Annotated in this window: 29 protein-coding genes; 12 read left to right on the top strand and 17 right to left on the bottom strand. The window is 64.0% G+C overall.

Going from position 1 to position 24,977, the window contains the following annotated elements; all coding sequences use genetic code 11:
• Positions 1-56 precede the first annotated feature (56 nt).
• Both cls and SMD31_RS07100 read right to left on the bottom strand, forming a co-directional pair.
• Positions 57-1,475 carry a cardiolipin synthase gene (cls, locus tag SMD31_RS07095; protein WP_320500112.1) on the bottom strand — a complete coding sequence of 473 codons (1,419 nt, stop codon included), beginning with the start codon at positions 1,473-1,475 and terminating at the stop codon, positions 57-59.
• Positions 1,472-1,798 carry a hypothetical protein gene (locus SMD31_RS07100; protein ID WP_320500113.1) on the bottom strand — a complete coding sequence of 109 codons (327 nt, stop codon included), beginning with the start codon at positions 1,796-1,798 and terminating at the stop codon, positions 1,472-1,474. Before SMD31_RS07100 ends, cls begins: the two co-directional genes overlap by 4 nt.
• A 138-nt stretch (positions 1,799-1,936) precedes the next feature.
• Between SMD31_RS07100 and SMD31_RS07105 the strand changes: the two genes are divergently transcribed.
• Genes SMD31_RS07105 through SMD31_RS07115 form a run of 3 tightly spaced genes read left to right on the top strand, consistent with a single transcriptional unit; the run spans position 1,937 to position 3,042 of the window.
• Entirely contained in the window at positions 1,937-2,224 is a 288-nt protein-coding gene (locus tag SMD31_RS07105; RefSeq protein ID WP_320500114.1) for a GIY-YIG nuclease family protein, read from the top strand.
• Positions 2,225-2,284: 60 nt separating this feature from the next.
• The gene (locus tag SMD31_RS07110) at positions 2,285-2,473 is read left to right on the top strand and encodes a hypothetical protein (RefSeq protein ID WP_320500115.1); all 189 of its coding nucleotides are present in this window, start codon (positions 2,285-2,287) and stop codon (positions 2,471-2,473) included.
• Between the two features lie 5 nt (positions 2,474-2,478).
• Positions 2,479-3,042 carry a GNAT family N-acetyltransferase gene (locus tag SMD31_RS07115; RefSeq protein WP_320500116.1) on the top strand — a complete coding sequence of 188 codons (564 nt, stop codon included), beginning with the start codon at positions 2,479-2,481 and terminating at the stop codon, positions 3,040-3,042.
• On the opposite strand, the gene SMD31_RS07120 is transcribed toward SMD31_RS07115, so the two are convergent.
• From SMD31_RS07120 to SMD31_RS07130, 3 genes are read right to left on the bottom strand one after another with little or no spacing between them, the layout of a single operon-like run.
• The gene (locus SMD31_RS07120; RefSeq protein ID WP_320500117.1) at positions 3,039-3,641 is read right to left on the bottom strand and encodes a DUF938 domain-containing protein; all 603 of its coding nucleotides are present in this window, start codon (positions 3,639-3,641) and stop codon (positions 3,039-3,041) included. The genes SMD31_RS07115 and SMD31_RS07120 overlap by 4 nt on opposite strands.
• On the bottom strand, positions 3,641-4,846 hold the full coding sequence (locus SMD31_RS07125) for a bifunctional alpha/beta hydrolase/OsmC family protein (protein WP_320500118.1): 1,206 nt from the start codon (positions 4,844-4,846) through the stop codon (positions 3,641-3,643). The genes SMD31_RS07120 and SMD31_RS07125 overlap by 1 nt, the downstream gene beginning before the upstream one ends.
• Before the next feature lie 38 nt (positions 4,847-4,884).
• Positions 4,885-6,099 (bottom strand): MFS transporter, encoded by a 1,215-nt coding sequence (locus SMD31_RS07130; RefSeq protein ID WP_320500119.1) that lies wholly within the window; start codon positions 6,097-6,099, stop codon positions 4,885-4,887.
• Positions 6,100-6,274: 175 nt separating this feature from the next.
• Here SMD31_RS07130 and SMD31_RS07135 point away from each other — a divergent pair, with 175 nt between their 5' ends.
• On the top strand, positions 6,275-7,534 hold the full coding sequence (locus tag SMD31_RS07135) for a D-amino acid dehydrogenase (RefSeq protein ID WP_320500120.1): 1,260 nt from the start codon (positions 6,275-6,277) through the stop codon (positions 7,532-7,534).
• A gap of 50 nt (positions 7,535-7,584) precedes the next feature.
• On the top strand, positions 7,585-8,295 hold the full coding sequence (locus SMD31_RS07140) for a hypothetical protein (RefSeq protein ID WP_320500121.1): 711 nt from the start codon (positions 7,585-7,587) through the stop codon (positions 8,293-8,295).
• 48 nt (positions 8,296-8,343) lie between these two features.
• On the opposite strand, the gene SMD31_RS07145 is transcribed toward SMD31_RS07140, so the two are convergent.
• Entirely contained in the window at positions 8,344-8,535 is a 192-nt protein-coding gene (locus SMD31_RS07145; protein ID WP_320500122.1) for a hypothetical protein, read from the bottom strand.
• 80 nt (positions 8,536-8,615) lie between these two features.
• On the bottom strand, positions 8,616-9,407 hold the full coding sequence (locus tag SMD31_RS07150; RefSeq protein WP_320500123.1) for a helix-turn-helix domain-containing protein: 792 nt from the start codon (positions 9,405-9,407) through the stop codon (positions 8,616-8,618).
• Positions 9,408-9,523: 116 nt separating this feature from the next.
• Here SMD31_RS07150 and SMD31_RS07155 point away from each other — a divergent pair, with 116 nt between their 5' ends.
• Positions 9,524-9,898 carry a nuclear transport factor 2 family protein gene (locus SMD31_RS07155; RefSeq protein WP_320500124.1) on the top strand — a complete coding sequence of 125 codons (375 nt, stop codon included), beginning with the start codon at positions 9,524-9,526 and terminating at the stop codon, positions 9,896-9,898.
• Between the two features lie 56 nt (positions 9,899-9,954).
• Here the strand turns inward: SMD31_RS07155 and SMD31_RS07160 are convergent, their stop codons facing one another.
• The 3 genes from SMD31_RS07160 to SMD31_RS07170 all read right to left on the bottom strand — a co-directional run bounded on the left by SMD31_RS07160 (position 9,955) and on the right by SMD31_RS07170 (position 13,292).
• Positions 9,955-11,832 carry a putative bifunctional diguanylate cyclase/phosphodiesterase gene (locus SMD31_RS07160; protein ID WP_320500125.1) on the bottom strand — a complete coding sequence of 626 codons (1,878 nt, stop codon included), beginning with the start codon at positions 11,830-11,832 and terminating at the stop codon, positions 9,955-9,957.
• Between the two features lie 145 nt (positions 11,833-11,977).
• Positions 11,978-12,841, bottom strand: a complete 864-nt coding sequence (locus SMD31_RS07165) for a hypothetical protein (protein ID WP_320500126.1) — start codon at positions 12,839-12,841, stop codon at positions 11,978-11,980.
• Positions 12,842-12,854: 13 nt separating this feature from the next.
• The gene (locus SMD31_RS07170; RefSeq protein WP_320500127.1) at positions 12,855-13,292 is read right to left on the bottom strand and encodes an ABA4-like family protein; all 438 of its coding nucleotides are present in this window, start codon (positions 13,290-13,292) and stop codon (positions 12,855-12,857) included.
• 123 nt (positions 13,293-13,415) lie between these two features.
• Between SMD31_RS07170 and SMD31_RS07175 the strand changes: the two genes are divergently transcribed.
• Both SMD31_RS07175 and SMD31_RS07180 read left to right on the top strand, forming a co-directional pair.
• Positions 13,416-14,021 carry a TetR-like C-terminal domain-containing protein gene (locus SMD31_RS07175; RefSeq protein WP_320500128.1) on the top strand — a complete coding sequence of 202 codons (606 nt, stop codon included), beginning with the start codon at positions 13,416-13,418 and terminating at the stop codon, positions 14,019-14,021.
• Between the two features lie 123 nt (positions 14,022-14,144).
• On the top strand, positions 14,145-14,342 hold the full coding sequence (locus SMD31_RS07180) for a hypothetical protein (protein WP_320500129.1): 198 nt from the start codon (positions 14,145-14,147) through the stop codon (positions 14,340-14,342).
• A gap of 7 nt (positions 14,343-14,349) precedes the next feature.
• Here the strand turns inward: SMD31_RS07180 and SMD31_RS07185 are convergent, their stop codons facing one another.
• The 3 genes from SMD31_RS07185 to SMD31_RS07195 form a co-directional block, all read right to left on the bottom strand.
• On the bottom strand, positions 14,350-15,126 hold the full coding sequence (locus SMD31_RS07185; protein ID WP_320500130.1) for a hypothetical protein: 777 nt from the start codon (positions 15,124-15,126) through the stop codon (positions 14,350-14,352).
• A 65-nt stretch (positions 15,127-15,191) separates the two neighbouring features.
• Positions 15,192-16,391: a DUF2336 domain-containing protein gene (locus SMD31_RS07190; protein ID WP_320500131.1), complete on the bottom strand. Its 1,200-nt coding sequence runs from the start codon at positions 16,389-16,391 to the stop codon at positions 15,192-15,194.
• 4 nt (positions 16,392-16,395) lie between these two features.
• Positions 16,396-18,066, bottom strand: a complete 1,671-nt coding sequence (locus tag SMD31_RS07195; protein WP_320500132.1) for a sensor domain-containing diguanylate cyclase — start codon at positions 18,064-18,066, stop codon at positions 16,396-16,398.
• 150 nt (positions 18,067-18,216) lie between these two features.
• Between SMD31_RS07195 and SMD31_RS07200 the strand changes: the two genes are divergently transcribed.
• The 4 genes from SMD31_RS07200 to SMD31_RS07215 are packed head-to-tail and all read left to right on the top strand — an operon-like array spanning position 18,217 to position 21,493.
• Positions 18,217-18,909: a pyrimidine 5'-nucleotidase gene (locus tag SMD31_RS07200; protein ID WP_320500133.1), complete on the top strand. Its 693-nt coding sequence runs from the start codon at positions 18,217-18,219 to the stop codon at positions 18,907-18,909.
• Between the two features lie 12 nt (positions 18,910-18,921).
• A complete protein-coding gene (dapD, locus tag SMD31_RS07205; protein ID WP_320500134.1) occupies positions 18,922-19,770 on the top strand; it encodes a 2,3,4,5-tetrahydropyridine-2,6-dicarboxylate N-succinyltransferase in 849 nt (282 codons plus the stop codon).
• A gap of 3 nt (positions 19,771-19,773) precedes the next feature.
• Positions 19,774-20,922 carry a succinyl-diaminopimelate desuccinylase gene (dapE, locus tag SMD31_RS07210; RefSeq protein WP_320501010.1) on the top strand — a complete coding sequence of 383 codons (1,149 nt, stop codon included), beginning with the start codon at positions 19,774-19,776 and terminating at the stop codon, positions 20,920-20,922.
• On the top strand, positions 20,915-21,493 hold the full coding sequence (locus SMD31_RS07215; RefSeq protein ID WP_320500135.1) for a hypothetical protein: 579 nt from the start codon (positions 20,915-20,917) through the stop codon (positions 21,491-21,493). The genes dapE and SMD31_RS07215 overlap by 8 nt, the downstream gene beginning before the upstream one ends.
• 9 nt (positions 21,494-21,502) lie before the next feature.
• On the opposite strand, the gene SMD31_RS07220 is transcribed toward SMD31_RS07215, so the two are convergent.
• The 4 genes from SMD31_RS07220 to SMD31_RS07235 form a co-directional block, all read right to left on the bottom strand.
• Complete coding sequence (locus tag SMD31_RS07220; RefSeq protein WP_320500136.1) at positions 21,503-21,994, bottom strand: hypothetical protein; 492 nt, start codon at positions 21,992-21,994, stop codon at positions 21,503-21,505.
• Positions 21,994-22,995: an endolytic transglycosylase MltG gene (mltG, locus tag SMD31_RS07225; RefSeq protein WP_320500137.1), complete on the bottom strand. Its 1,002-nt coding sequence runs from the start codon at positions 22,993-22,995 to the stop codon at positions 21,994-21,996. The genes SMD31_RS07220 and mltG overlap by 1 nt, the downstream gene beginning before the upstream one ends.
• Before the next feature lie 93 nt (positions 22,996-23,088).
• Entirely contained in the window at positions 23,089-24,351 is a 1,263-nt protein-coding gene (fabF, locus tag SMD31_RS07230) for a beta-ketoacyl-ACP synthase II (protein WP_320500138.1), read from the bottom strand.
• A gap of 216 nt (positions 24,352-24,567) precedes the next feature.
• Positions 24,568-24,804 carry an acyl carrier protein gene (locus SMD31_RS07235; protein WP_133613758.1) on the bottom strand — a complete coding sequence of 79 codons (237 nt, stop codon included), beginning with the start codon at positions 24,802-24,804 and terminating at the stop codon, positions 24,568-24,570.
• Positions 24,805-24,977: the final 173 nt, after the last annotated feature.

A 24,977-nucleotide genomic window follows, 5' to 3' on the forward strand; every position in this document is an offset into this window, starting at 1 on the left:
TGTCATCCCCGCGAAAGCGGGGATGACAAGACTGGATTGCGCAAGAAGCGGCGAAATTAAAGATACGGCAGCAGCAACCTCGCCGCCCTGTCCCGCAATCGGACAAGGAACGGCCGCCGGCGCAATTGCTTCAGGGTGAAGCCCTTGCCGCGCTTGCGTTCGAACTCCGCCTCGATCTGGCGGGCGAAGATGCGGTCGTAGATCTCGAGATTGATTTCAAAATTGAGACGCATGGACCTCGCATCCCAATTGGCGCTGCCGATCAGCGACCAGCGGCCGTCGATGGTCAGCAGCTTCGAATGTTCGAAGGGCTTGGGCGCCCGCCACAGCCGCCCACCCGACACCAGCAGCGGCTCGACATGCGCCCGCGTCGCCCAATCGATGAAGGCATGGTCGGATTCCGCCGGAATGACGACATCGACCGAAACGCCCCGCATGGCGGCAAGTGAAAGCGCGGTGATGAGCCGGTCCTCGGGCAGGAAATAGGGCGTTACGATCTTGATCGAGGCGCGCGCGGTGCTGATCGCCTGCAGGAACATGAATTCGATCTTGTCGATATCCTGGTCGGGGCCTGACGTGACGACACGTGCCTCGGCGCGGCCGGCGGGATCGATGACCGGAAACCACAGCGGGCCTTTCAACTCTTCGCCTGTCGTGAAGATCCAATCGGTGGCGAAGGCTTCCATGATCTGCGCCACGACCGGACCCTCGACCGAGAAATGTTCGTCGCGGATCGGATTGTCAGTCTGGTGCGCCAGCAGATTGTCACTGCTGATGTTGATGCCGCCGATGAAGGCCTGGCGGCCGTCGATGACGAGAATCTTTCGGTGACTGCGCAGATTGAGGAAGGCCATGCGCCACGGCACGAAGGAATGCAGGAAGCGCGCGGCCTTCAGGCCCTCGGCCCGCATGCGATGATAGGCCGGTGACAACAGGTAGCCGCTGCCGACGCCGTCAACGATGATGCGCACATCGACCTTGCGCTGTTTTGCGTCCGAAAGGGCGGCAATGAAAGCCCGCCCGATCGCATCGTCATCGAAGATGTAACTGGACAGCGCAATGCTGCTGCTGGCGCCGTTGATCGCCGCCAGCATCGCTGGATAGGCTTCGTCGCCATTCCTTAACAGCTTGATATTATTGCCAGATTGGGTGGGCCGCTCGGTGATGCGGGCGACCGCCTGCTGGAGTGGGGCAAGATAGTCACGCCGTGGCGGCGACTCGAGATAGGGATGCTTGTGCAAGGCGCGGCGACGCCGTCGCTTGATGCGGAAGGCCTTGCGCTGCACCCGGTTGATGCCGAACAGCGCATAGAGCAGACAGCCGATGATGGGTGAGAGCCAGGCAAGGCCCATCCACCCCACCGCAGAGCGCACGTCGCGTTTATAGAGGAGGACATGAAAGGTGACGATCAGCGCCAGCGGTATGTGCACCACCGAGAGCCATTCGCCGATGCTGCGAAAAATCTGATCGTTCATGGGAACCACTGCGGCCGCTTCACCGCGAGCCAGTTGATGAAGCGATAGAGCAAGTGTTTGAGCAGTGGAATGTCGACCGCCAGCAACAGCAGCCCCAGTGGCAGCATCCACAATCCGAACACAGGCAGGAAGCTGAGGAAGCCGCCGGGAATGAGCAGCGCCGCAACAGGCAAGCGCACCCAGCGCGCATGCGGGCGGCGCAGACCACGGATCGCGCGCGCCAGCCAAGACGGCAGTCGCGCCAGAAGTTTTTCGATATTCGCTTCCGCCAGCGCCGCTGCGTCGCGCTGCGGGAGGTGCTGGCGCACCGCCGAGTCCGCCATGAGACAGGTCATCCTTGCTGCACCGCGTGCATAACGGAATCGACTGCCGCCGGTTCCGGCCAGCCATGCATCAAGCTGGTGCGCGCCATGCAAAACGCGCTAGATGTTATCCACAGGTCCAGGTCCGCAGATTGCATCATGGTTGCCGTCAAAGAGCCATCGCCTTGTTTCGTCTATATTCTAGGCTGCGAGACCCCACGTGGCTACCGAACCTATGTCGGCTGGACGCTCGATCTGGAACGGCGTCTCGCGCAACATAATAACGGCAGCGGCGCCAAGTCGACCCGCGGCCACGTTTGGACATTGCTCTATCACGAACAATATGCGACACGACGCGAGGCCATGAGCCGGGAATGGCACCTGAAACGGGACCGTGCGTTCCGAAAAAAGATCCGGCCAAGCACAAGCGATGATGACAACCAGTAGGGGATGACTGGGCGTTGCGCGTGCAAAGACACAGATCAGTGTCAGACAAAGGGTAGGGATATGAGCATCGACACCGTCGAGACCTATGACAAGGCCGCCGCAGAACTGATTGCTCGCTATCGCGAAAGCGCCTTGATGATCGCCAAGAACCGCGTTGCGCAGTTCGAGGGCGAAGGCGATTGGAAGATGCATCGCCGTTCGCTGATGGTCCTCACCTCGGTCGAGCGATTGATCGGCGAAGCGCGCTGAAGGCGTTGCCCCTCCAGCCCATCGAAACGGCGCGACTGCTGTTGCGCAATTGGCGGGATGAAGACCGCGCGCCCTACGCCGCCTTTCTGGCCGATCCCATCCTGCGCAAATTTTTTCGCGGCGTGATCGACGCGGCCACCGCATCCGCCTGGATCGACGGCTATATCGACACGCTTGACGCGACCGGCCTGGGCTGGCGCGCAATCATACGCAAATCGGACGGCGCGCTGATCGGCGATGCCGGCGTCGGCGTCATCGACGATGCCAGCCGGGCCGTCATGCGCGGCGCCCCGGCGCTCGAAGCCGGCTGGACCATCGGCCGCGCCTATTGGGGGCAAGGATATGCCACCGAGGCTGCCAGAGCCTGTATCGCCGCAAGCTGGTCGCGCACGGACGCCGCCGAAATCGTTGCGGCAGCGCATGTCGAAAACACCCCTTCGCACCGCGTCATGGAAAAACTCGGCATGCGGCGCGATCTGGCAGGCGATTTCGAGGATCCGCGCTTCGATGCCGGCCATTGGCTGCGACCGCATGTGCTCTATCGCCTCGGACGGCCGGCAAGTCACTAACGGCGGCGAAACACGACGCTGAGATTATTGGCCGGCATCTCCAAGACGTCCGGTACCGAAAACCCGGCAGATGCGGCGCAAGCTGCAACATCGTCGAGATCCCGCACGCCCCATGCCGGGTCCCGCGCGCGCAAATCCGCGTCGAAGGCTGCGTTGCTGGGGGCCGTGTGTAGCTGCCCGCGCTTGTAGGGGCCATAGAGGTAAAGCACGCCGCCCGCCGACAACAGCTTGGCTGTGCCGCGCATCAGTCCTGCGGTCGCGGCCCAGGGCGAAATGTGAATCATGTTGATGCACAGAACCGCCTGCACGGCATCTACCGGCCAAATATCCTGCGTCACGTCAAGATGAAGCGGTGGCAAGATATTGGGGACGCCGCTGGAGGCGACCCAGGCGGCGATGCTTTTCAAGCTCTCGAGCGACATGTCGCTCGGCTGAAAGGTCAAGTCGGGCAAGGCACGGGCAAAATGAATGACATGCTCGCCGCTGCCGCTGGCGATTTCCAGCACAGTGCCGTCTTTGGGCAGCACGCGCCCCAGCACATCGAGAATGGGATCGCGGTTGCGTTGGACGGCCGGGGCCTGCAGGCGTTGATCCGTCATCAATTGCGTCCAGATTCGCGCGTGGTGATGCGGGCGCCGGCCGTCAATGTCTTGTGCACCGGGCATTTCTCGGCGATCTCGATGAGGCGCTGGCGCATCTCCGCATCGAGATCGCCGCTGATGGTGATGTCGCGCGTAAAAAGATCGGGCGGTGTCGTCCCCTTCTCTGTCACATGCCTGACCTCGGTCCGGATATGCGCCACCGGCCAGCCCTTGCGCTCGGCATACATGCGCAGGGTCATGGTGGTGCAGGCACCGAGCCCCGCCGCCACCAATTGATGTGGGCTGGGCCCGGAGCCCAAGCCACCCACATCCTTCGGCTCGTCGGCGATGAAGCGGCTGTGGCCGGTCTTGACCGCCACCTGGAATTTGCCGCCGCCGGTCTCTTCGACCACCACGTTCTTCTCCGGCATCTCTTCCGCCCATTCTGAACCGGTGGCCAGATCGGCGCCGAGATAGCGCGAGGCCCAGGCCGAAATCACATCGGCTGCGTAAGCCGCGTCACTGGGCCTGGTCAGCAGGTGATCGGCCGTGTCGAGGGAGACGAAGCTCTTGGGATGCTTGGCGGCCTGGAAGATGGCGCCGGCATTCTCCGCACCAACCGTCTGGTCGACCGGGGAATGCAGCACCAGCAAGGCACGGCGCAGGTCGGCGATGCGGGATTTCTGGTCGTGCCGATCGAGATCGTCGATGAACGATCGGCGCATGTTGAAGGGCCGGCCGCCGAGATCGACCTCCGCCTCGCCCTTCTCCATCAGCTCCGGCAACCGGTCGCCGAACTGCAAGGTCACATGCTTGACGTCGAAGGGTGCGCCGATGACGGCGACTGCGGCGACGCTGGCGATATCGCCGGCTGCCGCGAGGACTGCGGCGCCGCCCAGGCTGTGGCCGATGAGAAGACGCGGCACCATGCCCTTTTCAGCCATGCCTGCCGCCGCCGCCACGACGTCGCGCACATTGCCGCTGAAGGTGCTGTCGGCAAAATCGCCCTCGCTCTCGCCCAATCCGGTGAAATCGAAGCGCAGGACGCCAATGCCGCGCTGGGTCAGCGACCGGGCGATGCGCACGGCGGCAATCGATTGCTTGGTGCAGGTGAAGCAATGGGCAAAAAGCGCATAGGCCCGTGGCGCGCCATCCGGAAGGTCGAGCCGGCCGGAGAGATGATGGCCATCGGCGCTGCGGAAATCGAATGGTGCGGTCGCCATCGTGCAAACCCTTCTGGTTGATCTGGTCGGTGGTTATCCTAAGCCGCGACCAGCCGCCCTGGCGAGCGGCGCATGAGCAGCCACAAGGCGATCGCCATGTTGACCACGTTCCAGGCAATGCCGTTCAAGAAAGCCATGTGATAGGAATGCGTCAGATCGTAGATGGCGCCCGACATCCAGCCACCCAGTGCCATGCCGACGACGGTCGCCATCAGCACCAGGCTGACGCGCACGCCCGCCTGATGGGCCGGGAAATTGTCGCGCACGATGAGGGCATAGCTCGGCACGATGCCGCCTTGGCTGAGGCCGAACAGCCCCGAGACGATGTAGAGCGACATCAACCCATCGAAGGGCAGATAGAAGATGAGCGCCAGGCATTGCAGGGTGGAACCCAGGATGAGGGTACCGAGCCCACCGATCCGATCGGCGATCATGCCGGAGGCGAGGCGACTGATGACGCCGGTCAGCAGCATGATGCCGAGCATCTGGGCACCCGCCGCGGCACCGTAACCGAGATCGCCGCAATAGGCGATCATGTGAACTTGCGGCATCGACATGGCGACGCAGCAGGCGATCCCGGCGAACATGAGGAGGCCCTGCAAGTAGAACGGCGCTTCTTTTTTTGAACCGATCGGCTTGGCGGCGGGCGTGTCGCGCGGCACGGCCGTCTCGAAAGTCGGGCGCCGGCGCAGCAGGTAACAAAGCGGCAGCATGGTGACGAGGCAGATGATGCCGATGCCTGCATAAGCGACGCGCCAGCCGTAAGCCTCGATCGCCGGCAACAGCAGCCGCGGCCAGATGGCGCCGGCAAGGTAATTGCCGCTGGCGACGATGGCGACCGCGATGCCCCGCCGCCGCATGAACCAGAGCGATATATCGGCCACCATCGGCCCGAAGGTGCTGGACGAGCCCAGCATGCCGATGAGCAATGCCTGCGCCAGGATGAACTGCCAATAGGTCTGCGAGAGGGACGCGGCAACAAAGCCCAGGGCCAGCATGAAACTGCCCAAGACCAGCGGCACCATGATGCCGCGCCGGTCGGCCAAGCGCCCCATCAAGACGCCGCCCGCGGCGAATCCGATCATCGTGGCGGTATAAGGCAGCGACGCGCCACCACGCCCCAGGCCGAATTCGGCCTCGATGGTGGGCAGAACCGCCACCGGCGACCACAGGCCGACGCCGCCGATGGTGGCGATGACCAGGCCGGCCAGCAGCCGGCCCCAGGCATAGCGGCTGTCATAACCGATGGTCATGTGACTTTATCCCCTGATATTTTGCCCACCTTGGTAGCGGATGCGGCGGGTTGCCACAATTCATCTCGCGGCATGCCTGTCATGCCGGTGGCGACGGCTTGGCCCCCTGGGCCTTGGCAATGCGATCGGCTAAAACACGCTCGATCGTTATGGGTATCGACGGGAGTTCCGTGTCGTGAAGATCATCATCTTAGGGAGCGGCGTCATTGGCGTGGCCAATGCCTATTTTCTGGCGCAAGCGGGGCATGAGGTCATCGTGCTCGACCGGCAGGAAGGCCCGGCCCTCGAAACCAGCTTTGCCAATGCGGGTGAGGTGTCGCCTGGCTATTCGGCACCGTGGGCAGCGCCCGGCATTCCCGTGAAAGCCCTGAAATGGCTGTTCATGCGCCATCGGCCGCTGGTGATCTGGCCCAAGCTCGACCCCGCCATGTGGCTGTGGGGCCTGCGCATGCTGCGGAACTGCACCGCCGCGCGCTACGCCCATAACAAGAGCCTGATGTTGCCCATTGCGCATTACAGCCGCGACGTGCTCCAGGAACTGCGCCGCGACACCGGCATCGCCTATGACCAGCGCATGCAGGGGACACTGCAGCTCTTTCGTTTGCCCAAGCAGATGGACGGCATCGCCGCCGACACGGCCGTGCTGGCGCAGACCGGCATTCCTTACGAAGTGCTCGATGTCGATGGCTGCTTGAAGGTCGAGCCAGGCCTGAAGCATGTGCGCGAGAAATTCGTCGGTGGACTGCGTTTGCCGATGGACGAGACCGGCGATTGCTTCAAGTTCACGCAAGGCCTGCGGCAGCTCGCCGAACAAGCCGGCGCCGTCTTCCGTTACCAGGTGACGATCAACGGCCTGGTGCATGACGGCAACCGCGTCACCGCCGTCGACACCACCGGCGGCCGCGTTACCGGCGACGCCTATGTCGTGGCCCTTGGCAGCTATTCGCCGCAGCTGTTGCGCCCATTGGGACTGCAGCTGCCGGTCTATCCGGTCAAAGGCTATTCCCTCACCTTGCCGGTGCGGGATGATGGTGGCGCCCCGCAATCGACCGTGATGGACGAAACGCATAAGGTCGCCATCACGCGCCTGGGTGACCGCATCCGTGTCGGCGGCACGGCGGAACTCGCTGGCTTCAACCTCGCCTTGCGCGATGGCCGGCGCGAGACCCTCACCCATGTGGTGAGCGATCTCTTCCCGCAAGGCGGCAATGCCGCCGAGGCCGCCTTCTGGTGCGGCCTCCGTCCCATGACGCCGGACGGCCCACCCATTATCGGTGGCACGCGCTACGCCAACCTCTATCTCAACACCGGCCACGGCACCCTGGGCTGGACCATGGCCTGCGGGTCGGGCCGCATCATGGCCGATCTCCTTTCCGGCCGGCGACCAGAGGTGGACATCAGCGGCCTCGGCCTCGAGCGCTATCGCGGGCTGTAACCGCCCCCATTCGTGCTAGGATCGGGCTTCTCCCATTGAGAGGCTACGCCATGCGCCTGCAACATCGGATTGTTCTCGCCGCCTGCCTGCTCGCGCTTGGCAGCTGCGCCGAAAATGCGCCGCAGCGGACCACCGCGGCCGCCGCAACCTTCGGGCCTGACCAGACCTATCTGGTCGGCGAGACGGCGTTCACCTTTGTGCCGGGCGCCGTGCTCCAGACCTGGCCGCTCATGCCCCGGCAGGAGCCGTTGCGCTATGCGCGCATCGCCCTGCAGATGCCGGCAGATGCGCTGGATCCCGCCCTCACGGCAGCCCGACCGATCCAGATCGATGTCCTTGGCCCGCAGCAAAGTCCGCTCCCCTCCGGCATACTCGCAGCGGTCTTCACCGATTGGCGCGGGCGCGAGGCAGCGCCCGTCGGCAGCGGTTACCATTACGACCCCCGCTCCAAGCTGAAAGCCAATGGCGGCCGGCAGACGTATCGGCGCGATATGGGACCGGCGGACCTCATCGCGCTGTTGCCGACCGGCGGTGCCGACGCGCCGTCCTTCTTCCTTCATCTCGACGGCAACACCGTCGACCGCGTCATCGAATGCCGCGCAGACGTGCCACCGTCCAAGAATGTCGGCGCCTATTGCGCCCTGCGCCCCGATCCCGGACCGCGGTATGGCTACCGCGTCTTCTTCCCCAGCGCGCTGCTGCCGCAATGGCAGACGCTCGACAAGGCCGCCCGCACCTATATCGAGGCCGCGCGCAGATAAAACACGTCTAGGTGGTGAAGGGCCTGAAGCGGCACGGGTAAGGGGCGCTCAGCGGCGGTCTGGTCGTTTCAGCTGTCGATAGTCTATCACCTCGCGGCGGGCGTGATGGTCGCGCAGGAAACAGCGCAGCGCCACGATGGCACTGCCGATGAGGCCCAGCGCCAACATCAGCGTTGCCGGCCAGCAGGCGGCGTATCCTTGCAGGATGATCGAGATGATCCCACCCTCGGTCGACGGCATCGTTTCCTCCATAGCCTTGGCGATGAAGGAAGTATGGCGGCCAACCAGCGCGTGCTGAAGAGCACGAGTGGGAGAGTGATTCACATTGCGGACAGGCGGTGCAGGGCCGCAGCGGTTGCGGCATCCGCCGGCAGAAAGGTCTCGATCGCCAATTCCGACAGGGTGATATCGCGTGGCGTGCCGAAGACCATCGTGGTGCTGAGGAAGGAGAGATCGCCTTCCGTCGTGCGCAGCCGCAACGGCACGGCGATGGCATTTTCAGTCGGTGACGCATGAGGTGCCGGCGCCGGATAAGCGGTCAATTCAGCCAGCAAGGCGCCAAGAACCGTATCGCCGGTCTCCGCGATCTGGTGTTTGAGCCGTTCCAGCAGATGATGGCGCCAGTCACCAAGATTGAGAATGCGCGGCGCCAGCCCGTCCGGATGCAGGCTGACGCGCAGCGCATTGACTGGCCCCGCCATGAGGTGGGGCGCCGCGCCCGCAAGGAGCGGCGCCACGGCGTCATTGGCCATGACGATCTGCCAATGGCGGTCGATGGCGAGGGCTGGAAAAGGAGCATGCGCCGTGAGTAGCGCCTTGACGGCAGAGCGGGCCGACGCCATCGCCGGATCGTCGAGCCCGCGCTCCGGATAAAGCGGCGCAAAGCCCGCCGCCAACAGCAGGCGGTTGCGATCGCGCAAGGGAATCTGCAACCGCTCGGCCAGGCGCAGCAGCATCTCGCGGCTGGGCATGGCGCGTCCCGTCTCGATGAACGAGAGATGCCGGGCGGAAATCTCGGCATCGAGCGCGAGGTCGAGTTGGCTGAGGCGCCGCTGCTGGCGCCAATGTCGCAGGTGATCGCCGGTGGTGCGGGGGAGCGTTGCTATCTGCATGGCGGGATCATAGCGGGTGCAAATAAGCGCCGCCATTACCTCCGACGTAATCGACCCGCCTCCCCTTCCGGCACATCTTCCCTCTCGTCCAACCTTCCTGTGAATGGAGAGATACGATGACGACGAACGCCCTGGACGTTGCCCGCACCTATATCGCCTGCTGGAACGAGATCGATATCGACCGCCGCCGCGCCCTCCTTGAAACGCATTGGCAGGCCGAAGCGGGCTATGTCGATCCGCTGATGGTGGGGCGCAATCTCCTCGAGATCGACGCCCTCATCGCCGCCGTGCAGGCACGCTTTCCCGGTCACAGCTTCACGTTGAAGGACGGCGCCGACGGTCATAACGGCCGTGTGCGCTTTTCCTGGAGCCTTGGCGACAACAATGCGCCGGGGAGTGCGGCGATCGCGCACGGGACCGATTTCGTCACCCTCGGCGATGACGGCCGGATCGCACAGGTCACCGGCTTTCTGGACCCGGTCTCGGCCTGACGGGCGGGAGCCCCGGGCGGCAGATGCCGTCCGGGGCGCATCCCGCGGCGGTCCGCTTACTCGGCGGCTTTCACTTGGATGAGCGGCAGTTCGGCCTGGGCGCGGCCCTGGGCATTGGCCCAGAGTGTTGCAATGTCGGCACGCGACATCGGTTTGCCGAGCAGATAGCCCTGGGCCTGGTCGCAATCTTCCGCCTGCAGCCAGGCAAGCTGGGTGGGTGTCTCGACACCCTCCGCCGTGACGGTGATGCGCAGCGACCGGCCAAGCGCGATGACGGCGCGGACGATCGACATCGAATCCGAGTTCTCCTCCATCGCCCAGATGAAGGAGCGGTCGATCTTGATCTTGTCGAACGGAAAGCGGTGCAGATAGCTCAAGGATGAATAGCCGGTGCCGAAATCGTCGAGCGAGATGCGGATGCCGTGGGCCTTCAGGGCCTTCAGCGTCGCCAGCACGCGCTCGGTATCCTCGATGAGGACGCCTTCGGTGATCTCAAGCTCGAGCCGATGGGGCGCGAGGCCGGTCTCGGCGAGGATCCCCAGGATCTGGTCGGCGAGATCGGATTGGCGGAATTGTATGGGCGACAGATTGACGGCGACGATCTTGTCGTCGGGCCAGCTGGCCGTTTCGCGGCAGGCCGTGCGCAATACCCACTCGCCGAGCTGCATGATGAGGCCGCATTCTTCCGCCAGCGGAATGAACGTGCATGGCGAGATGGGGCCGCGTTCCGGATGGTGCCAGCGCAACAGCGCCTCGCAGCCAGTGACGGTGAGATGCGCGCAATCGACCAGCGGCTGGTAGTGGAGCTCAAGCTGGTCGTTATTGACCGCATGCCTGAGATCGCGCTCGAGCCGACGGCGTTCCTGCAGCCGCAGGTCCATTTCTGATTCGAAGAAGCGATAGGCGCTGCCGCCGGCTTCCTTCGCACGGCCCAGTGCCGTGTCGGCAGCGCGCAGCAATTCGTCACCGCTCATGCCGTCGCTGGGAAAGAGCGCAATGCCGATGCTGGTGCCGATGTTGATGTGATGGCCGCAGATGACGAAGGGTTCCGAGATCGCTTTCACCAGCCGGTCGGCCATGAAGGCTGGACCATCGGGATGGGCGAGCCCCACCTGGATGAGGGCAAATTCATCGGCGCCGAGACGCGCCACGGTGTCGTCGGCGCGGGTCGATTGGGTGAGGCGGAGTGCTACCTGGCGCAGCAGTTCATCGGCGATCTCCGGCCCCAGCAGATCGTTGACCGGCTTGAAGCGGTCGAGATCGAGGCACAGAACGGCAACGGTCGAGCCGCTGCGCCGCGCCCGTGCCATGGCCTGCGCCAAGCGATCGCGAAAGAGGTTGCGGTTGGGCAGGCCCGTCAGCGCGTCGTGATGCGCCAGATGCAGGATGCGTTCCTCGGCGGCCTTGCGCTCGCGGATGTCGCGCACGGCGATCACGCGCGCATCGCCCGTCTCGAACGGCAGGGTGCGGGCATGGACTTCGACCGGAATGGTGCTGCCATCGGCGTGGCGCAGCTGAAACTCGACCGGCGCGTCGCCGGCCTCGGGACCGCGCCCGCACCGGATTTCGAAGAGCTCGGCGCGCAGCGCGTCATGGGTCGCCGGCGGGCAGAGGTCGTAGAGGCTGCGCCCGATCAGCAATGCCTGCGGCCAGCCAGTGATCGCCGCCATCGCGGTGTTGGCGTCCAGCACGATACCATCGCGGTGAATGATGAGGCCCTCGAAGGTCGCGTCGGCCAATTGCCGGAACCGGCCTTCGCTGGAGCGCAGCCGCGCCTCGCTTTCGCGCAACGCCGCGGTCTCAGCCTTGGCTTGCGCCGAACGCAGCATGAAATGGACAAGCAGGCAGCACACCGCGACGATCGCGAGGATGATCGCCAAACAGAGGGCCGGAACCAACGGTTCGGCAGCTATCGTCTCGAAGAGCGGCGACATGCTTGGCCTGATCAGGGTGTCCCAAGATACGAATCTTCCCCGGTCGGAAAGGATCGGGTCCCGTTTTATAGCCAACCGAATCTGAATCAGAGATTAACGTGCCTATATTATAGTGTGTGCTGACAGAATTCCTTTTCGGCGCACATCAGGAGAGACGGAGAAAGGGATAGCCAAGGGCCGCCTGGGCGAGGGTCGCTGCGACCAATGCCAGCAGAAGGACCGCCTCGCCCCAGACCAGGCGCCGCGCGTCATGGGGTCGCCACCGGTCCGCGAGCCAGCCGAGGAGTGGCAAGGCCTGCATGATATGGGTGGCAAAGAAGTGCGGAACGCGCAGATCGCCGCCGTTGGTGGACCAGCCAAGGAGCGGCAGGCCGCCGGCATCGCTCAAGCTGCCGCCCACCCAATGGCCTTCCGGATAGCCCAAGGCCAGCGGCACGGCCCCGGAACCCAGCAGTCCCGCCGTCACCAGGGTGGCTGCGGATCCTAGTGTGAGGCCGATGCCGGCGCCAAGGCGCACACCCAGCCCCAAGCCCGGCCGCGGCGATTTCAGGATTCGCCACCCCAGATCGAAACTGACCGCCACCAGCAGGACGGCGCCCACGCCCATGACCGCGTAAAGGATCGATTCTGTGGGCGTGGCGTGGTTGAAATGCGAAGCGCGGCCGCGCGCGGCCTGCAGGCTGATATAGGCCATCTCGAAAATGCCGGCGCCAAGCGCCAGCAGGAAACTGCGCCGCATATAGATGCCGTGCCGCCATTCCGGGGCCAGCAGGCCGACGGCCCAGGCCAGCGTGGCAAAATGCAGTGTCAGCGACAGCGCGAATTTCGTCGGCTTCACCCAGACGCTGATATCGTTAAGCGTACGCGGGTCGAGTTGTTGCAGCACCAGGGCCGGCAACAGGAAGACCAGCATCAAGGCAACACCTTGCAGGGCCAAGAGGCGGGCATCGTTCTGTGCGCTTGGCTGCGGGACTTGTGCCCGCGTCGGCGCGGCCAGCATCGAGATCATCGGGATTTCTCCATCAAGCGAGGGCAGCGCCACGCCGACCGACGCGGTCGGCGGCAAGCACGGCATAGAACAGGGCGAGGCCGAGCGGCCCGAACATGAAGGTGGCAATCAGGATCGGCGCCTGCAGGAAGCGGTTGAGGCCCATCGCATCGGCACGGCGTGCGATCCAGATGCCGACGAAGAGATCGAAGGCGAGATAATGGACCCAGCCGGCGACCAGCACCGGGTCGCTGGCGAACAAGGCGCGGACCTGGGCAATCGACTGGAATCCGCCACCGTCGACGCCGAAGAAGAAGCCAAAGATCAGCGTCACATAGAGCAGCGCCAGGACGCCCGGAACACCGAAACGCAAGATGTCGACCAACCTCCGCCAACGCGGCAGCAGGACGAGGGCGCCCCAGGCCACCAGCGCCAGGCTGCTCGCCCCCTTGAAAACGATATTCCAATCCATGGCGGCCTCGCTCGATATCTTGACACTGACTAGATCATCTATCGAGAAATCTAGTCAGTGTCAAGATACCATTTGACCGGAATCCGGTCGCCGCGCTATGCCGGGCTGGGAATGGAGAGGATCATGGCCAGGAAACCGGCGGCAAAGGCCAGCTATCATCACGGCAATCTGCGAGCAGCCCTGCTCGATGCCGCCTTGGCGATCCTCGAGCGCGAGGGTCTGTCGGGCCTCACCTTGCGTAAGGTGGCGGCGAAGGCGCGCGTTTCCCATGCCGCACCCGCGCATCATTTCCCGACCATCAAGGCGTTGGAAACCGCCTTGGCCGCCATTGCCTTCGAGCGTTTTCACGATGCCATGGCAACAGCACGTCGGGCGGCCCCAGCGGATCCTGCGGCACAGGTTCGGGCCGCGGGCGACGGCTATCTGGCATTCGCGCGCGCCAACCCCGCCCTCTTTCGCCTGATGTTCGCGGCCAGCCAGCTCGACTGGTCCGATGCGGCACTTAAAGACGCGGCAACGGCCAGCTTCCAGCAGCTCACCGATATCACGGCACCGTTCGCCGACCAGCTGGGCCTGAAGAGCGACGCGGACCGCGCCGCGCTGCAGCGCCTCATTTGGTCCAACGCCCACGGCTTTGCCCATCTCTATATCGACGGCAAGATGCCGGCAGACGCCAAGGCGCCGGATTTGGCGCGCTTCCTCGCACCCGCCGGCAGCAAGCGACCCTAAAAGAACGCTAAGCGCTACAGCGCCTGAATCGCCTGTGCGCGCCGTCACTGACCTATTCGGCCGATGCCCCTAGACCGATCGCACGAACCGCCCGTCCGGCGGCGAGCTATAAACAGGGGAAACATGATTTCAGGACGCATCAGCTTCGTGGCCGGCATGGTCGGCCTCGGCCTCACAGGCCATCGCGCCGAGCAGCAGCAGCAGCAGAAGCATCATCCGCTGCCATTGGCCGAATCGGCGAAAGACGATGCCGAAGCCACACCGATGCAAACCGGCCGCCGCTATCGCCTGCTCAGTCTGCTGAAAGGCACGACGTTCTAAGCGGCCGTCAGGCGCCTTCGCCCGCGCGCCGATACTGATCGACGAAGGCAGCGAGCTGCAGCAGGCGGAAGATAAGCGGCAAGATAGCGACACCCAGTGCCGCAGCAAGGAGTGCCGCGAAATCCGTCACCACGGCGAAGACTGCGATACCGACGACAAGCACCCCGACGCATAACACGCCGATGCCGAGCGACATATCAAAGAGCGCATTGTTGCGTTCTGCCGTCGCCCGCCAAGCCGTCTCTAGGTCCAATAGACGGCCCGTGGCGAGGACATGGATCGGCCACAACACCAGGCGATAGCGTATCCAGCCCAGGAGAAAAGCAGGCGCACCGATCAAGCACACGACAATGAACGGAGCCAACTCGAACGGCCGGCTTTCATCATTCTGATACCCATCGAAGGTATGCGAGATCAGGATGAAGGCGCCGATGAAAAGCAGGTCAATGAGGATCCAGGCAAAAGCGAACTGCCAGAAACGAGGGTGCAGCGGCGAGACCAGCAGGTCGCGCCATTTGGCACCGAGCAGGCTGGCACTCCAGCCCGCGTCGAGAATCAGGAGGGCAAAGGCCCCGTTGAAAAGATAAGCCGCGATCAGCGGCTTGTCCTTCACGATGAGTGCCACATCCAACAGGGATGGATGGAAGCCCAACCGGATCAGCCCAAGGCCAAGCGCAAAGCTCATGCCTGCCATCAGCATTGAAACCAGGAGTTCGCGCCAAAGATGAAGCGGCGCCAGCCAGGGCTGGCCGACCGGACGCATCATCTCTCCAGCAACGCTCATGTCGCTTCCCCCGCGCTGAGGACGATGCTACCCGCAAGAGATGTAGGGGTCAATCAAGCCCGCACTCACCCCGTGAACAGCTCCAGCTGCCACTCCATCTCGCGGTCGGTCAGCGGGTAGTCTGTGCCGCCGCGCGGGTTGAGCACCTGGTGCGGCGGGATGCCGGCGATCTTCAACTGCAATTGCAGCGCCTGGCGCATGCTGAGCTTCGCCTTCCATGCCAGCGCCGTGACCGCCTTGGCGCTCATCGAGGTCATGATCTTCTTGACGATGACGCCGTCGAGCTTGGCATCGCGCCCCAGCGCTTCCATCACCTGCTCGCGCTTGCCGCCGGCGATGGCGGCGTTCATCGCTTCCTCATCGCCGGGTGGCGGTGCCGCCGGGCTGTCAGCCGTCGCTTTCTGCTTGGCCTCGGCCGCAAGGCGCTTCTTCACGGCCTTCGCCACGGCCTTCGCCGTCGACTTGTCGAGATCGGGCCGCGAGGTGAGGAGATCGAAGAGCGATGTCGAGACGAACTCGGCGAGGCGCTTCACCGCATTCATCGGCAGGAGCGGCCGTTTCACCAGCGGTTCCTGCCATTCTTCGATGGCGGGCGCCTTTTCCAGGATGAGGTCCAGCGTTTCCTCGCGGATCTGGGCCGAGCGGTTGTTGAGGAGATCGGTGATCGTGCCCGTTTCCTCCGGCACCTCGACCGCTGCCGAGACGATGGCGTCGGCCAGCCGGTCGCCCACCCGCCGCCGCTTGGCGATAGCGGTGAGCGCACCGCGGATGGGCCCGCTGCTGATGATTTCCAGCAAATCGTCATCGGTGAGGATGGGCGAAAACTGCAGGACCGGGCCGGCGACCTTGATCTCGAGATCGCGCGCCAGTTCCTGGATGATATGCGGCGGCGCGTCGGTCAGATCCTTCAATGCTTCGGCAACGATGCGCCGGACCTTCATGGCTTCGTCGCGCGCCAGCGTCTCCAGCACCTCGATGGTGAGGTCGCGAATCTGCGCGCGCGTTTCCTGCGACAGCTGCGGGGCGAGATGCGCGATCTTCTGCGCCAGCAATTCGCGCACACTGAGGTCGCTGTCGCGGGCCAGCAACAGATCGGCCTGGCGTGGCGTCTTCTCATTGCCGGCGATGGCGCGGCGCACATCGGCGGATTTGTCCTCGGCCAGGAAATAGAGAATTTCCGGCCGTGCATCCTTGCTGGCGGCCAGGGCCCGGCGCTGTGCGTCGCTGCCGGCCGCTGCCAGGCGTTTTGCCTCTTCGTATTCCATGCCCCTAATCCACCACCACGTAACTGCCCTTGCCGCCATGCTTGATGCGGTACATCGCTTCATCGGCGCGCGTCATCAGCGCATCGAGGCTGTCGGCTTCATCCCGGCGCAGCATGGCGATGCCGATCGAAAAGCCAACCGGTTTCTCGGTGCCCGGCGCAAAGCGCGTCAGATCCCGGCCCGCCGCCTGCAGCGCCTTTGCCCGCGCCACTGCTTCCTCGCGGTCGATGCCGTCGAGCCAGGCCACGAATTCATCGCCCCCTAGGCGCCCCACCGGATCGCGCGCGCGGAGCTGACCGCGCAGGATGTCGGCGGTGGCGACCAGGGCGGCGTCGCCCTGGGCATGGCCGAAGTGATCGTTGATCTGCTTGAAATTGTCGACATCGACATAGACCAGGGCGCCACCCTGCTGTTCCTGGCGCGCACGCTCGACCACGCGTGCCAATGTTGTCTCGAAGCCGCGCCGGTTGAGGAGCCCGGTCAGCGCGTCGGTGGTAGAAAGATGTTTCAGCGCCTCATGGCCCTTCAATTGCTCGATCAGCACGGCCAGCTGTTCGGCAAGTTCGCCGAGCAGGAAAAGATCATCGGCCAGCCAATCGCCCCGCGCCATGTCGCGCCACAGCATCAAGAGGCCGACGCGCCGGGTCTCATGTCGGCAGATGAACGCGAGGCCTAAGCGATGGCCGTCCTGGGTGATGGCGACACCTTCGGGTGCCGTGCTGGCCGCCTGGATGAGAACCGGGTCGGCCGGTGTCACCTCGCCGCCCAGCGCCTTGACCGAGCCGTCCGGGGACAGCTCAGCGACGCGGCCGATATCGGCGCCGACTGCCTGGATCGCGGTGTTGAGCGCCATGGCGATCGCCTCGGCCGGGTCGATCGCGCGCCGCAGCGAGCGCAGGAGATGCACCACCAGCCGCTCGCGATGCCGCGCCTCGGCCAGTTCGGTCTCCCGCGCCTTTTGGGCCGTGATGTCGCGTGCCAGCCCCCTTGCACCACGGAAAGGTCCGCCGGGTGTCAGTGGCTGGCCCTGGACGAGGAGGCAGACCGGCCGCTCGGTCGCATCGCGCATCCACAGCTCGGCGCCGCCATGGGGGCCGCTGCCGTTGAAGATGATGTCGGCACCTTCCGCCAGGGCAAAATCCTGGGGTGCCCGGCCGATGAGGTCGCTGGGCGGATAGCCCAAAGCAAGCGGGCCGGAGACGAACGAGAATTTCCCCGCCGCGTCGACCTCCCAGGTGAAGTCGGCCGCAGCGTCGATGAGTTCCTTGAAGCGCTGCCGGGAATCGATGAGGGCACCGCGCAAGGCCCGTTCCAGGCTGATATCGCGCCCGAGGATCAGCACGCCGCGGTGCGATTCCGGGCCGCAGGGCAGCAAGGTGATATCGAGGAATTGCGGCTTGCCGTCGGCGCCGGTGGCCTCAAGGGCGGCGATCCGCCCGGGATTTCCCTCGGCTGCCCCGGCTATGGCCGCCCGGAGATCCGGCCCGGCAGACCCCGCCAGCAGCGCGCGGAGCGGTGCCGCCGCCATATTGGCGGCGGCGACGGCGCCATCGGGTCCGACCAGCAAGGCCGGGTTGCGATCGAGCGCCAAGGGACCCTCAGGCGCAAACAGGGCGAGCGCCGCGCCGAAGGGCGTGCGGTCGAGGTCGGATGGCGGTTCGGACGAGCTGGCCATGATGGCCGGCAGATTGCCGCGTTTAGGATTAATAGGGTGTTAAACCGCGCCCGTTCCGGCCCCGCGCGCTTGCAGGCAAAGCGGTGAGGCCATAAGGTCCGATCCGGGCAAGGGATGCCCTGGGAATCCTGTGGAAAGTCTTTGGGCGTCATGTCGTTAGCGGCGAAAAATGCGGGACTGGGGACAAAAGCGGTCGGTACCTGGATTTTCGACCTCGACAACACGCTCTATCCTGCCTCGTGTCGGCTGTTCGACCAGGTGCAGCTCCGCATCCGGCAGTATATCCGCGAAAATCTAGGGCTTTCGGAGACGGAAGCCCTGGCCCTGCAGAAGCGCTATTTCCAAGAGCACATGACGACCTTGCGTGGCCTCATCGTCAATGACGGGATCGATCCGCATCACTTCCTGGATTTCGTCCATGAAATCGATCTTTCCGGCCTCCATGCCAATCCGGCGCTGGATGCGGCCATTGCCGCGTTGCCCGGCCGGAAGGTGATCTTCACCAACGGCTCCGTCCCGCATGCGGAACGCGTCATGAAGAAGGTCGGCATCGGCCATCATTTCGAGGCCGTCTTCGACATCGTCGCCTCGGATTTCGTGCCGAAGCCCGATATCGGCGTCTACCGGCGCCTCTGCGAGACCTACCAAATCGACCCCAGCCGCGCTGTCATGATCGACGACATGCCGCGCAACCTGGTACCGGCCCATGACCTCGGCATGACCACGGTGCTGGTCAAGACCGACGATGAATGGGCAGGTCCCGCGGGCGATCCAACCTATATCCATCACGTGACCGAGGATCTGGCGAGCTTCCTCGCCCCCTTCGGCACGGCCAAAATCTAAGGGGGAAATTCAATGAGTGATCTCATCCAAGTCATCGACACCGCCTGGGAAAAGCGCGCCGACATCAGCAGCGCCACCAAGGGCGAAGTGCGCGATGCGGTGACCCAGGCGCTGGCCGATCTCGATGCCGGCAAGCGCCGTGTGGCCGAAAAGATCGACGGCAAGTGGCAGACCAACCAGTGGCTCAAAAAAGCCGTGCTGCTCAGCTTCCGCCTCAATGATTCCTATCTGGTGCCGGGCGGCGGCGATTTCCCGGGCGGTGACGCCGCCTGGTTCGACAAGGTGCCCTCGAAATTCGCCGGCTGGGACGAGGCGCGCTTCAAGGCCGCGGGCTTCCGCGCCGTGCCCGGTGCCGTCGTGCGCCAGAGCGCCTATGTCGCCCCCAGCGTCGTCGTGATGCCGAGCTTCATCAATGTCGGCGCCTATGTGGATTCCGGCACCATGGTCGATACCTGGGTGACCGTCGGTTCCTGCGCACAGGTGGGGAAGAACTGCCACATCTCCGGCGGCGTCGGCCTCGGCGGCGTGCTCGAACCCCTGCAGGCCGGCCCTGTCATCATCGAGGATGATTGCTTCGTCGGCGCCCGCTCGGAAGTGGTCGAAGGTGTCGTCGTCGAGACCGGCTCGGTCATCTCGATGGGTGTCTTCATCGGCGCCTCCACCAAGATCATCGACCGCGTGAGCGGCGAGGTGCATTACGGGCGCGTGCCGGCCTATTCGGTCGTCGTCCCCGGCTCGCTCCCGGGCAAGCCGTTGCCCGACGGCACACCCGGCCCCAGCCTCTATTGCGCGGTCATCATCAAGCGCGTCGATGAAAAGACCCGCTCCAAGACCTCGATCAACGATCTGCTGCGGGACTAAAGCATCGTGGACCCCGTCAAGCTTGCCCAAGACCTCATCCGCCGTCCTTCCGTCACCCCGAAGGACGAAGGCGCCATCGGTGTCCTGGAGGCGGCCTTGAAGACAGCCGGGTTCACCAATCACCGCCTGGCCTTCGCCGCCCCCGGCACGGCGGAGATTCAGAATCTCTACGCCGTCCGGAAGGGCGACCGGCCGGGGAAGAACATCTGCTTTGCCGGCCACACCGATGTCGTGCCGGTGGGCCGCGTTGAGAATTGGAGCGTCGATCCCTTCGCGGCCGAGATCCAGAACGGCAAGCTCTATGGCCGCGGTGCTTCGGACATGAAGAGCGCCATCGCGGCCTTCGCGGCTGCGGCGGCGCGTTTCACGGCGAAGCGGAACGGCAAGTTCGCCGGCGCCATTTCGCTGCTCATCACCGGCGATGAGGAAGGCCCGGCCGTCAATGGGACGAAACCGGTGCTGGATTGGCTGCAGTCGAAGGGTGAAAAGCTCGACGCCTGCATCGTCGGCGAGCCGACCAATCCCACCAAGCTGGGTGAGATGGCAAAGATCGGCCGGCGCGGGTCGTTCACCGGGCGCCTCGTTGTGCATGGCATCCAAGGCCACACCGCCTATCCGCATCTCGCCGACAACCCGATTCATCGCTTGGGCCAGATGATCGCGGTCCTGACCCAGCCCCTCGACAACGGCTCGGACCATTTCCCGGCGACGACCCTGCAGTTTGCGACCGTCGATGTCGGCAACCCGGCCAACAACGTCATCCCAGCCGAAGCCAAGGCCGTCTTCAACGCGCGCTTCAACGATCTTTATACGGCGGCGAGCCTGGAGACGGAGATCCGCCGCCGCCTCGACACCGTGGGCGGGCGCTATGACCTCACCTGCGAATGCTCGGGCGAATCCTTCCTGACGCCGCCGGGCGATCTCTCCCGCCTGCTGGTCGAGGCGGTCGAGGCCGAAACCGGCCTGACCCCGGAGCTTTCGACCACCGGCGGCACCTCGGATGCGCGCTTCATCAAGAATTACTGCCCGGTCATCGAATTCGGCCTCGCTGGCGCCACCATGCACAAGGTCGACGAGCATGTGCCGGTGGCCGATATCGAGGCGCTGAGCCGCATCTATGAGCGCGTCTTGGATTGCTACCTAGATGCCTAGCTGGATCGAAGCGCAGGCGGCAATCACTGGATTGAAACGGCTCCTGCGCTTCGACGCCGGCTTCGTCAACTGGTTCGACGGCAGACCGAGTGGCGCCCGGCGCGCATTCTGGCTGATGCTGCCGATGCTGCCGATGTCCCTGTTCAATCTATTTGTGCCGCTTGATGCCAAGCTGGACGATGGCTGGCTTGCGGTCATCGCCCATGTTCTCGTCTGGTATGTGCTGAGCTGGGTCATGTTCCCGCTCATCTTGATCGTGATCGGCCAAGCCATCCGTCGTGAATCGCAGACGATCGGCGCGATCACGCCGTTCATCTGGTACAATTTCTTCCTTGGGCTGCTGTCCTGTACGCTGACATTGCTGTCGCTGGTGCCGCAAATCGGCAGCCTCATAGACGACCTGACATGGCCCATTATCATCATCTCATTGATCTATGAGGTCTTTCTTTTGCAGGTCGTCATTGGAGTCGGTTATGTCGGCGCCGGACTGATCGCCATCGTCGATTTTGCGCTGTCGCGCAGCCTGCTGTTCCTGCTCATCATGCCTGTGGTCGTCTTGCCGACGAGCTGAAACGTTGCCTCAGCAATCCTGCGGCAGGGTCAGCGACTGCTTCTTCATGTCGATGCCGAAGCTGCACTCATAGGGATGCTCCGCCGGCGAGCCATCGCCATTGGCTCCGTAGCAGACAATGCCGTTGCCGTATTTCGAGAGGCGCCCCACGCATTCATCCTCGATCGGCTGCATCGGGAAAGCATCCCACATCCGCTGCGCCGCATCGCCGGTCACATAGAAGACCGCGATATCCTTGGGTGCGCCGTCCGGCGCATCGAGCGGCGCCAGCATATCGAATTCGCCCTCAAGCGTCGTGCTGGTCTGTTCCTGGGCGATCGCCGGCACATGATCGAACGGGCCGAAGAAGGCAACACCCGCCGCCAGGGCCGCGACGATACCCAGATAGAGCGCGCATTGCTTGCCGACATTCATGACCGGCTCCATGCGGTTGGCGATCGGATTCTGATCGGCACCGGCGCTTGCGTCCCTGGCCGGGCTCGGATCTTGTTGGGTCGACATCAATTGGCCTGCTTGTTCTGTTTCTGGATCTTGCGCCATTTGGCGACGTTCTTGACGTGGCCATCCATGGTCTCGGCAAAGGCGTGGCCGCCCGAGCCGTCGGCAACGAAATAGAGCTCTTTGGTCTTCTTGGGGTGCAGCACGGCGGTCAGGGCCGCGACACCCGGATTGGCGATCGGCGCCGGCGGCAGGCCGGCAACGACATAGGTGTTATAGGGGCTGTCGATCTTCAGATCGGCATAGGTAAGGTCGCGGCCCAAGGGCGCCTTGCCCAGCGTCACCGCATAGATCACGGTCGGGTCCGACTGCAGCGACATGCCCTTCTTGAGGCGGTTGTGGAACACCGCGGCGACGCGCGCGCGCTCGTCCTTCTGTCCGGTTTCCTTCTCGACGATCGAGGCCAGAATGACGGCGTCGCTCGGCGTCTCCACCGCAAGGCCCTCGTCGCGCTTGGCCCAGAGGGCTGCCAGCGTGTCGGTCATGTTGGTCTTCATGCGATCGACGAGCGCCCCGCGGCTGTCGCCCCGCACGAAGAAATAGGTTTCCGGCAGCAGCGTGCCTTCGGCCGGCATGGGCGGCAGCGGGCCATCGAGCAGCGGTGATTGTTCAAGGACGTCGAAGATTTCCTTCACCGTCCAGCCTTCGGCAAAGGTGATGCGGTGGAGGACCGATTTTCCGTCGATCAGCACCTGCATGGCGCCGCGCGGGGAGGCCGCGGTCGGGAAGCGGAATTCGCCGGCATGGAGCGGCTGGTTGTCGGAGAAGAATTTGACCCCGATCTTGAAGACCAGCGCGCTCTCAATGACGCGTTCCTTGGCCAGCAGATCGGCAATGGCGCCGACACCACTGCCCTTGGGGATGACCAGGACCGTCTCGTCCTGCAACGGGCCGTTGGCGTTGAAGGCGTTCCAGAACCAGGCGACGCCGCCGCCGCCCACCAGCAGAACGAGGAACAGCAACCCGCCGACGATCTCCGCCAGCGTCTTGCCGCTCAATCTCATGACAACACCGACAGCATCATCATCACCAGGACGATGACGGGTGCCAGCATCGGCAGGTGGCCGGTCATGGCGTGCGCCCCAAAGGCCGCCGGCTCAGTTCACACCGGTGAAGATGACGCTGGCATTGGTCCCGCCAAAGCCGAAGGAATTCGACAAGGCGGCGCGGATCTTGCGCGGCTTGGCCTGCTTGGGTGCCAGATCGATGTCGCAGCCCTCGCTGGGGTTGGTGAGGTTGAGGGTCGGCGGCGCCACCTGGTCGCGGATGGAGAGGATCGAGAAGATCCCTTCGACCGCACCGGCGGCCCCCAGCAGATGGCCGGTCGCTGATTTGGTCGACGACATGGTCAGCTTATAGGCGGAATCGCCGAACAGCCGCTTCACCGCCCCAAGCTCGATCTCGTCACCGAGCGGCGTCGAGGTGCCATGGGCGTTGATGTAGTCGATGTCCTCGGGGTTCATCTTGGCGCGCTTCAGGGCGGCGGTCATGGCGCGGAAGCCGCCATTGCCGTCTTCCGACGGCGCCGTGATGTGATAGGCATCGCCCGAGAGGCCATAGCCGACGACCTCGGCATAAATCTTGGCGCCGCGCTTCTTGGCGTGTTCGTATTCCTCGAGCACGACCATGCCGGCACCTTCACCCATGACGAAGCCGTCGCGGTCCTTGTCCCAGGGGCGCGAGGCAGCGGTGGGGTCGTCATTGAACGAGGTCGACATGGCACGCGCGGCGCAGAAGCCGGCATAGCCGATGCGGCCGATCGTGGCTTCGGCACCCCCGGCAACCATCACGTCGGCATCATCGAGCATGATCATGCGCGCCGCATCGCCGATGGCATGGGTGCCGGTGGCACAGGCCGTGACCACGGAATGATTGGGACCGCGGAAGCCGTATTTGATCGAGACGTGGCCCGAGACGAGGTTGATGAGGCAGGACGGCACGAAGAACGGGCTGACGCGGCGCGGGCCCTTTTCCTTGAGGATCAGCGCTGTGTCGTAGATGCCATTGAGGCCGCCGATGCCCGAACCGATGAGGACGCCGGTACGGTCCAGGTCTTCCTGCTCGGTCGGTGCCCAGCCGGAATCCGCCACCGCCTCGGTCGCCGCGGCGATGCCCATGATGATGAACGGCTCCATCTTCTTCTGATCTTTGGTGGAGACGTATTCGTCCGGGTTGTATTTGCCCGAAGACTTGTCACCGAGCGGCACCTGGCCGCCGATCTTGCAGGGTAAGTCGGAGACATCGAAGCTCTGGATGCCGCTGATACCGGATTCGGCATTCAATAGCCGCTTCCAGACATGTTCCACACCAACACCCAGGGGCGATACGATACCCATTCCGGTGACGACCACGCGACGCATGATGTCCTCGCTCACTCTTTGCCGTTTAACTTCACGCCTCGGTCCACGCATGCGCCGCCACAAGCGACGCAAATGTCCCGAAAATGCTCATCGCTAGAAATCGTTTGGGCCCCGAAACCGGGGCCCGCACGTGATTTCTCAATCGTTCCGGCCGCCGCCAGAGATCAAATATTTGGTGATCAAATACTTGATCAACAGCATCGGCCGGAAAAAATCTTAGGCAGACTTCGACTTGATATAGTCGATGGCGTCCTTGACGGTCAGGATCTTCTCGGCGGCGTCGTCCGGAATCTCGCAACCGAATTCCTCTTCGAACGCCATCACCAGCTCGACCGTATCGAGGCTGTCCGCGCCCAGATCGTCGATGAAATTCGCACCTTCGGTGACCTTGGCTTCTTCCACGCCGAGGTGCTCGATCACGATCTTCTTCACGCGCTCAGCAACGTCGCTCATCTCTATGTCTTCCCTTGTTTGAGCCGGCCGTTTTCCTCGGCCGACGGTCCTTGCAATTGTTACCCGAATTCCGCACCCGACGAACGGTTCCGTTCTGGCCTTCGGCCCGGCTTTCGCCCCGCTTTCGAGTGAATCAGAAAGTGTCAGTCAGCGGTCACTTAACACAACTCTCG

Origin of the sequence: Dongia rigui (assembly GCF_034044635.1) — a bacterium.
Taxonomy (GTDB): Bacteria; Pseudomonadota; Alphaproteobacteria; order Dongiales; family Dongiaceae; genus Dongia; species Dongia rigui.

Coding starts and splice junctions, on each gene's coding strand:
- SMD31_RS07165 (WP_320500126.1), bottom strand. CDS start 12,841: ATGATCTCGATGCTGGCCGCGCCGACGCGGGCACAAGTCCCGCAGCCA.
- SMD31_RS07155 (WP_320500124.1), top strand. CDS start 9,524: ATGACGACGAACGCCCTGGACGTTGCCCGCACCTATATCGCCTGCTGG.
- mltG (WP_320500137.1), bottom strand. CDS start 22,995: ATGAGATTGAGCGGCAAGACGCTGGCGGAGATCGTCGGCGGGTTGCTG.
- SMD31_RS07200 (WP_320500133.1), top strand. CDS start 18,217: ATGTCGTTAGCGGCGAAAAATGCGGGACTGGGGACAAAAGCGGTCGGT.
- SMD31_RS07235 (WP_133613758.1), bottom strand. CDS start 24,804: ATGAGCGACGTTGCTGAGCGCGTGAAGAAGATCGTGATCGAGCACCTC.
- SMD31_RS07170 (WP_320500127.1), bottom strand. CDS start 13,292: ATGGATTGGAATATCGTTTTCAAGGGGGCGAGCAGCCTGGCGCTGGTG.
- SMD31_RS07195 (WP_320500132.1), bottom strand. CDS start 18,066: ATGGCCAGCTCGTCCGAACCGCCATCCGACCTCGACCGCACGCCCTTC.
- SMD31_RS07215 (WP_320500135.1), top strand. CDS start 20,915: ATGCCTAGCTGGATCGAAGCGCAGGCGGCAATCACTGGATTGAAACGG.
- SMD31_RS07130 (WP_320500119.1), bottom strand. CDS start 6,099: ATGACCATCGGTTATGACAGCCGCTATGCCTGGGGCCGGCTGCTGGCC.
- SMD31_RS07145 (WP_320500122.1), bottom strand. CDS start 8,535: ATGCCGTCGACCGAGGGTGGGATCATCTCGATCATCCTGCAAGGATAC.
- SMD31_RS07180 (WP_320500129.1), top strand. CDS start 14,145: ATGATTTCAGGACGCATCAGCTTCGTGGCCGGCATGGTCGGCCTCGGC.
- SMD31_RS07185 (WP_320500130.1), bottom strand. CDS start 15,126: ATGAGCGTTGCTGGAGAGATGATGCGTCCGGTCGGCCAGCCCTGGCTG.
- SMD31_RS07125 (WP_320500118.1), bottom strand. CDS start 4,846: ATGGCGACCGCACCATTCGATTTCCGCAGCGCCGATGGCCATCATCTC.
- SMD31_RS07105 (WP_320500114.1), top strand. CDS start 1,937: ATGGTTGCCGTCAAAGAGCCATCGCCTTGTTTCGTCTATATTCTAGGC.
- SMD31_RS07175 (WP_320500128.1), top strand. CDS start 13,416: ATGGCCAGGAAACCGGCGGCAAAGGCCAGCTATCATCACGGCAATCTG.
- SMD31_RS07220 (WP_320500136.1), bottom strand. CDS start 21,994: ATGTCGACCCAACAAGATCCGAGCCCGGCCAGGGACGCAAGCGCCGGT.
- SMD31_RS07140 (WP_320500121.1), top strand. CDS start 7,585: ATGCGCCTGCAACATCGGATTGTTCTCGCCGCCTGCCTGCTCGCGCTT.
- SMD31_RS07190 (WP_320500131.1), bottom strand. CDS start 16,391: ATGGAATACGAAGAGGCAAAACGCCTGGCAGCGGCCGGCAGCGACGCA.
- fabF (WP_320500138.1), bottom strand. CDS start 24,351: ATGCGTCGCGTGGTCGTCACCGGAATGGGTATCGTATCGCCCCTGGGT.
- SMD31_RS07120 (WP_320500117.1), bottom strand. CDS start 3,641: ATGACGGATCAACGCCTGCAGGCCCCGGCCGTCCAACGCAACCGCGAT.
- SMD31_RS07110 (WP_320500115.1), top strand. CDS start 2,285: ATGAGCATCGACACCGTCGAGACCTATGACAAGGCCGCCGCAGAACTG.
- SMD31_RS07160 (WP_320500125.1), bottom strand. CDS start 11,832: ATGTCGCCGCTCTTCGAGACGATAGCTGCCGAACCGTTGGTTCCGGCC.
- dapD (WP_320500134.1), top strand. CDS start 18,922: ATGAGTGATCTCATCCAAGTCATCGACACCGCCTGGGAAAAGCGCGCC.
- cls (WP_320500112.1), bottom strand. CDS start 1,475: ATGAACGATCAGATTTTTCGCAGCATCGGCGAATGGCTCTCGGTGGTG.
- SMD31_RS07150 (WP_320500123.1), bottom strand. CDS start 9,407: ATGCAGATAGCAACGCTCCCCCGCACCACCGGCGATCACCTGCGACAT.
- SMD31_RS07100 (WP_320500113.1), bottom strand. CDS start 1,798: ATGGCGGACTCGGCGGTGCGCCAGCACCTCCCGCAGCGCGACGCAGCG.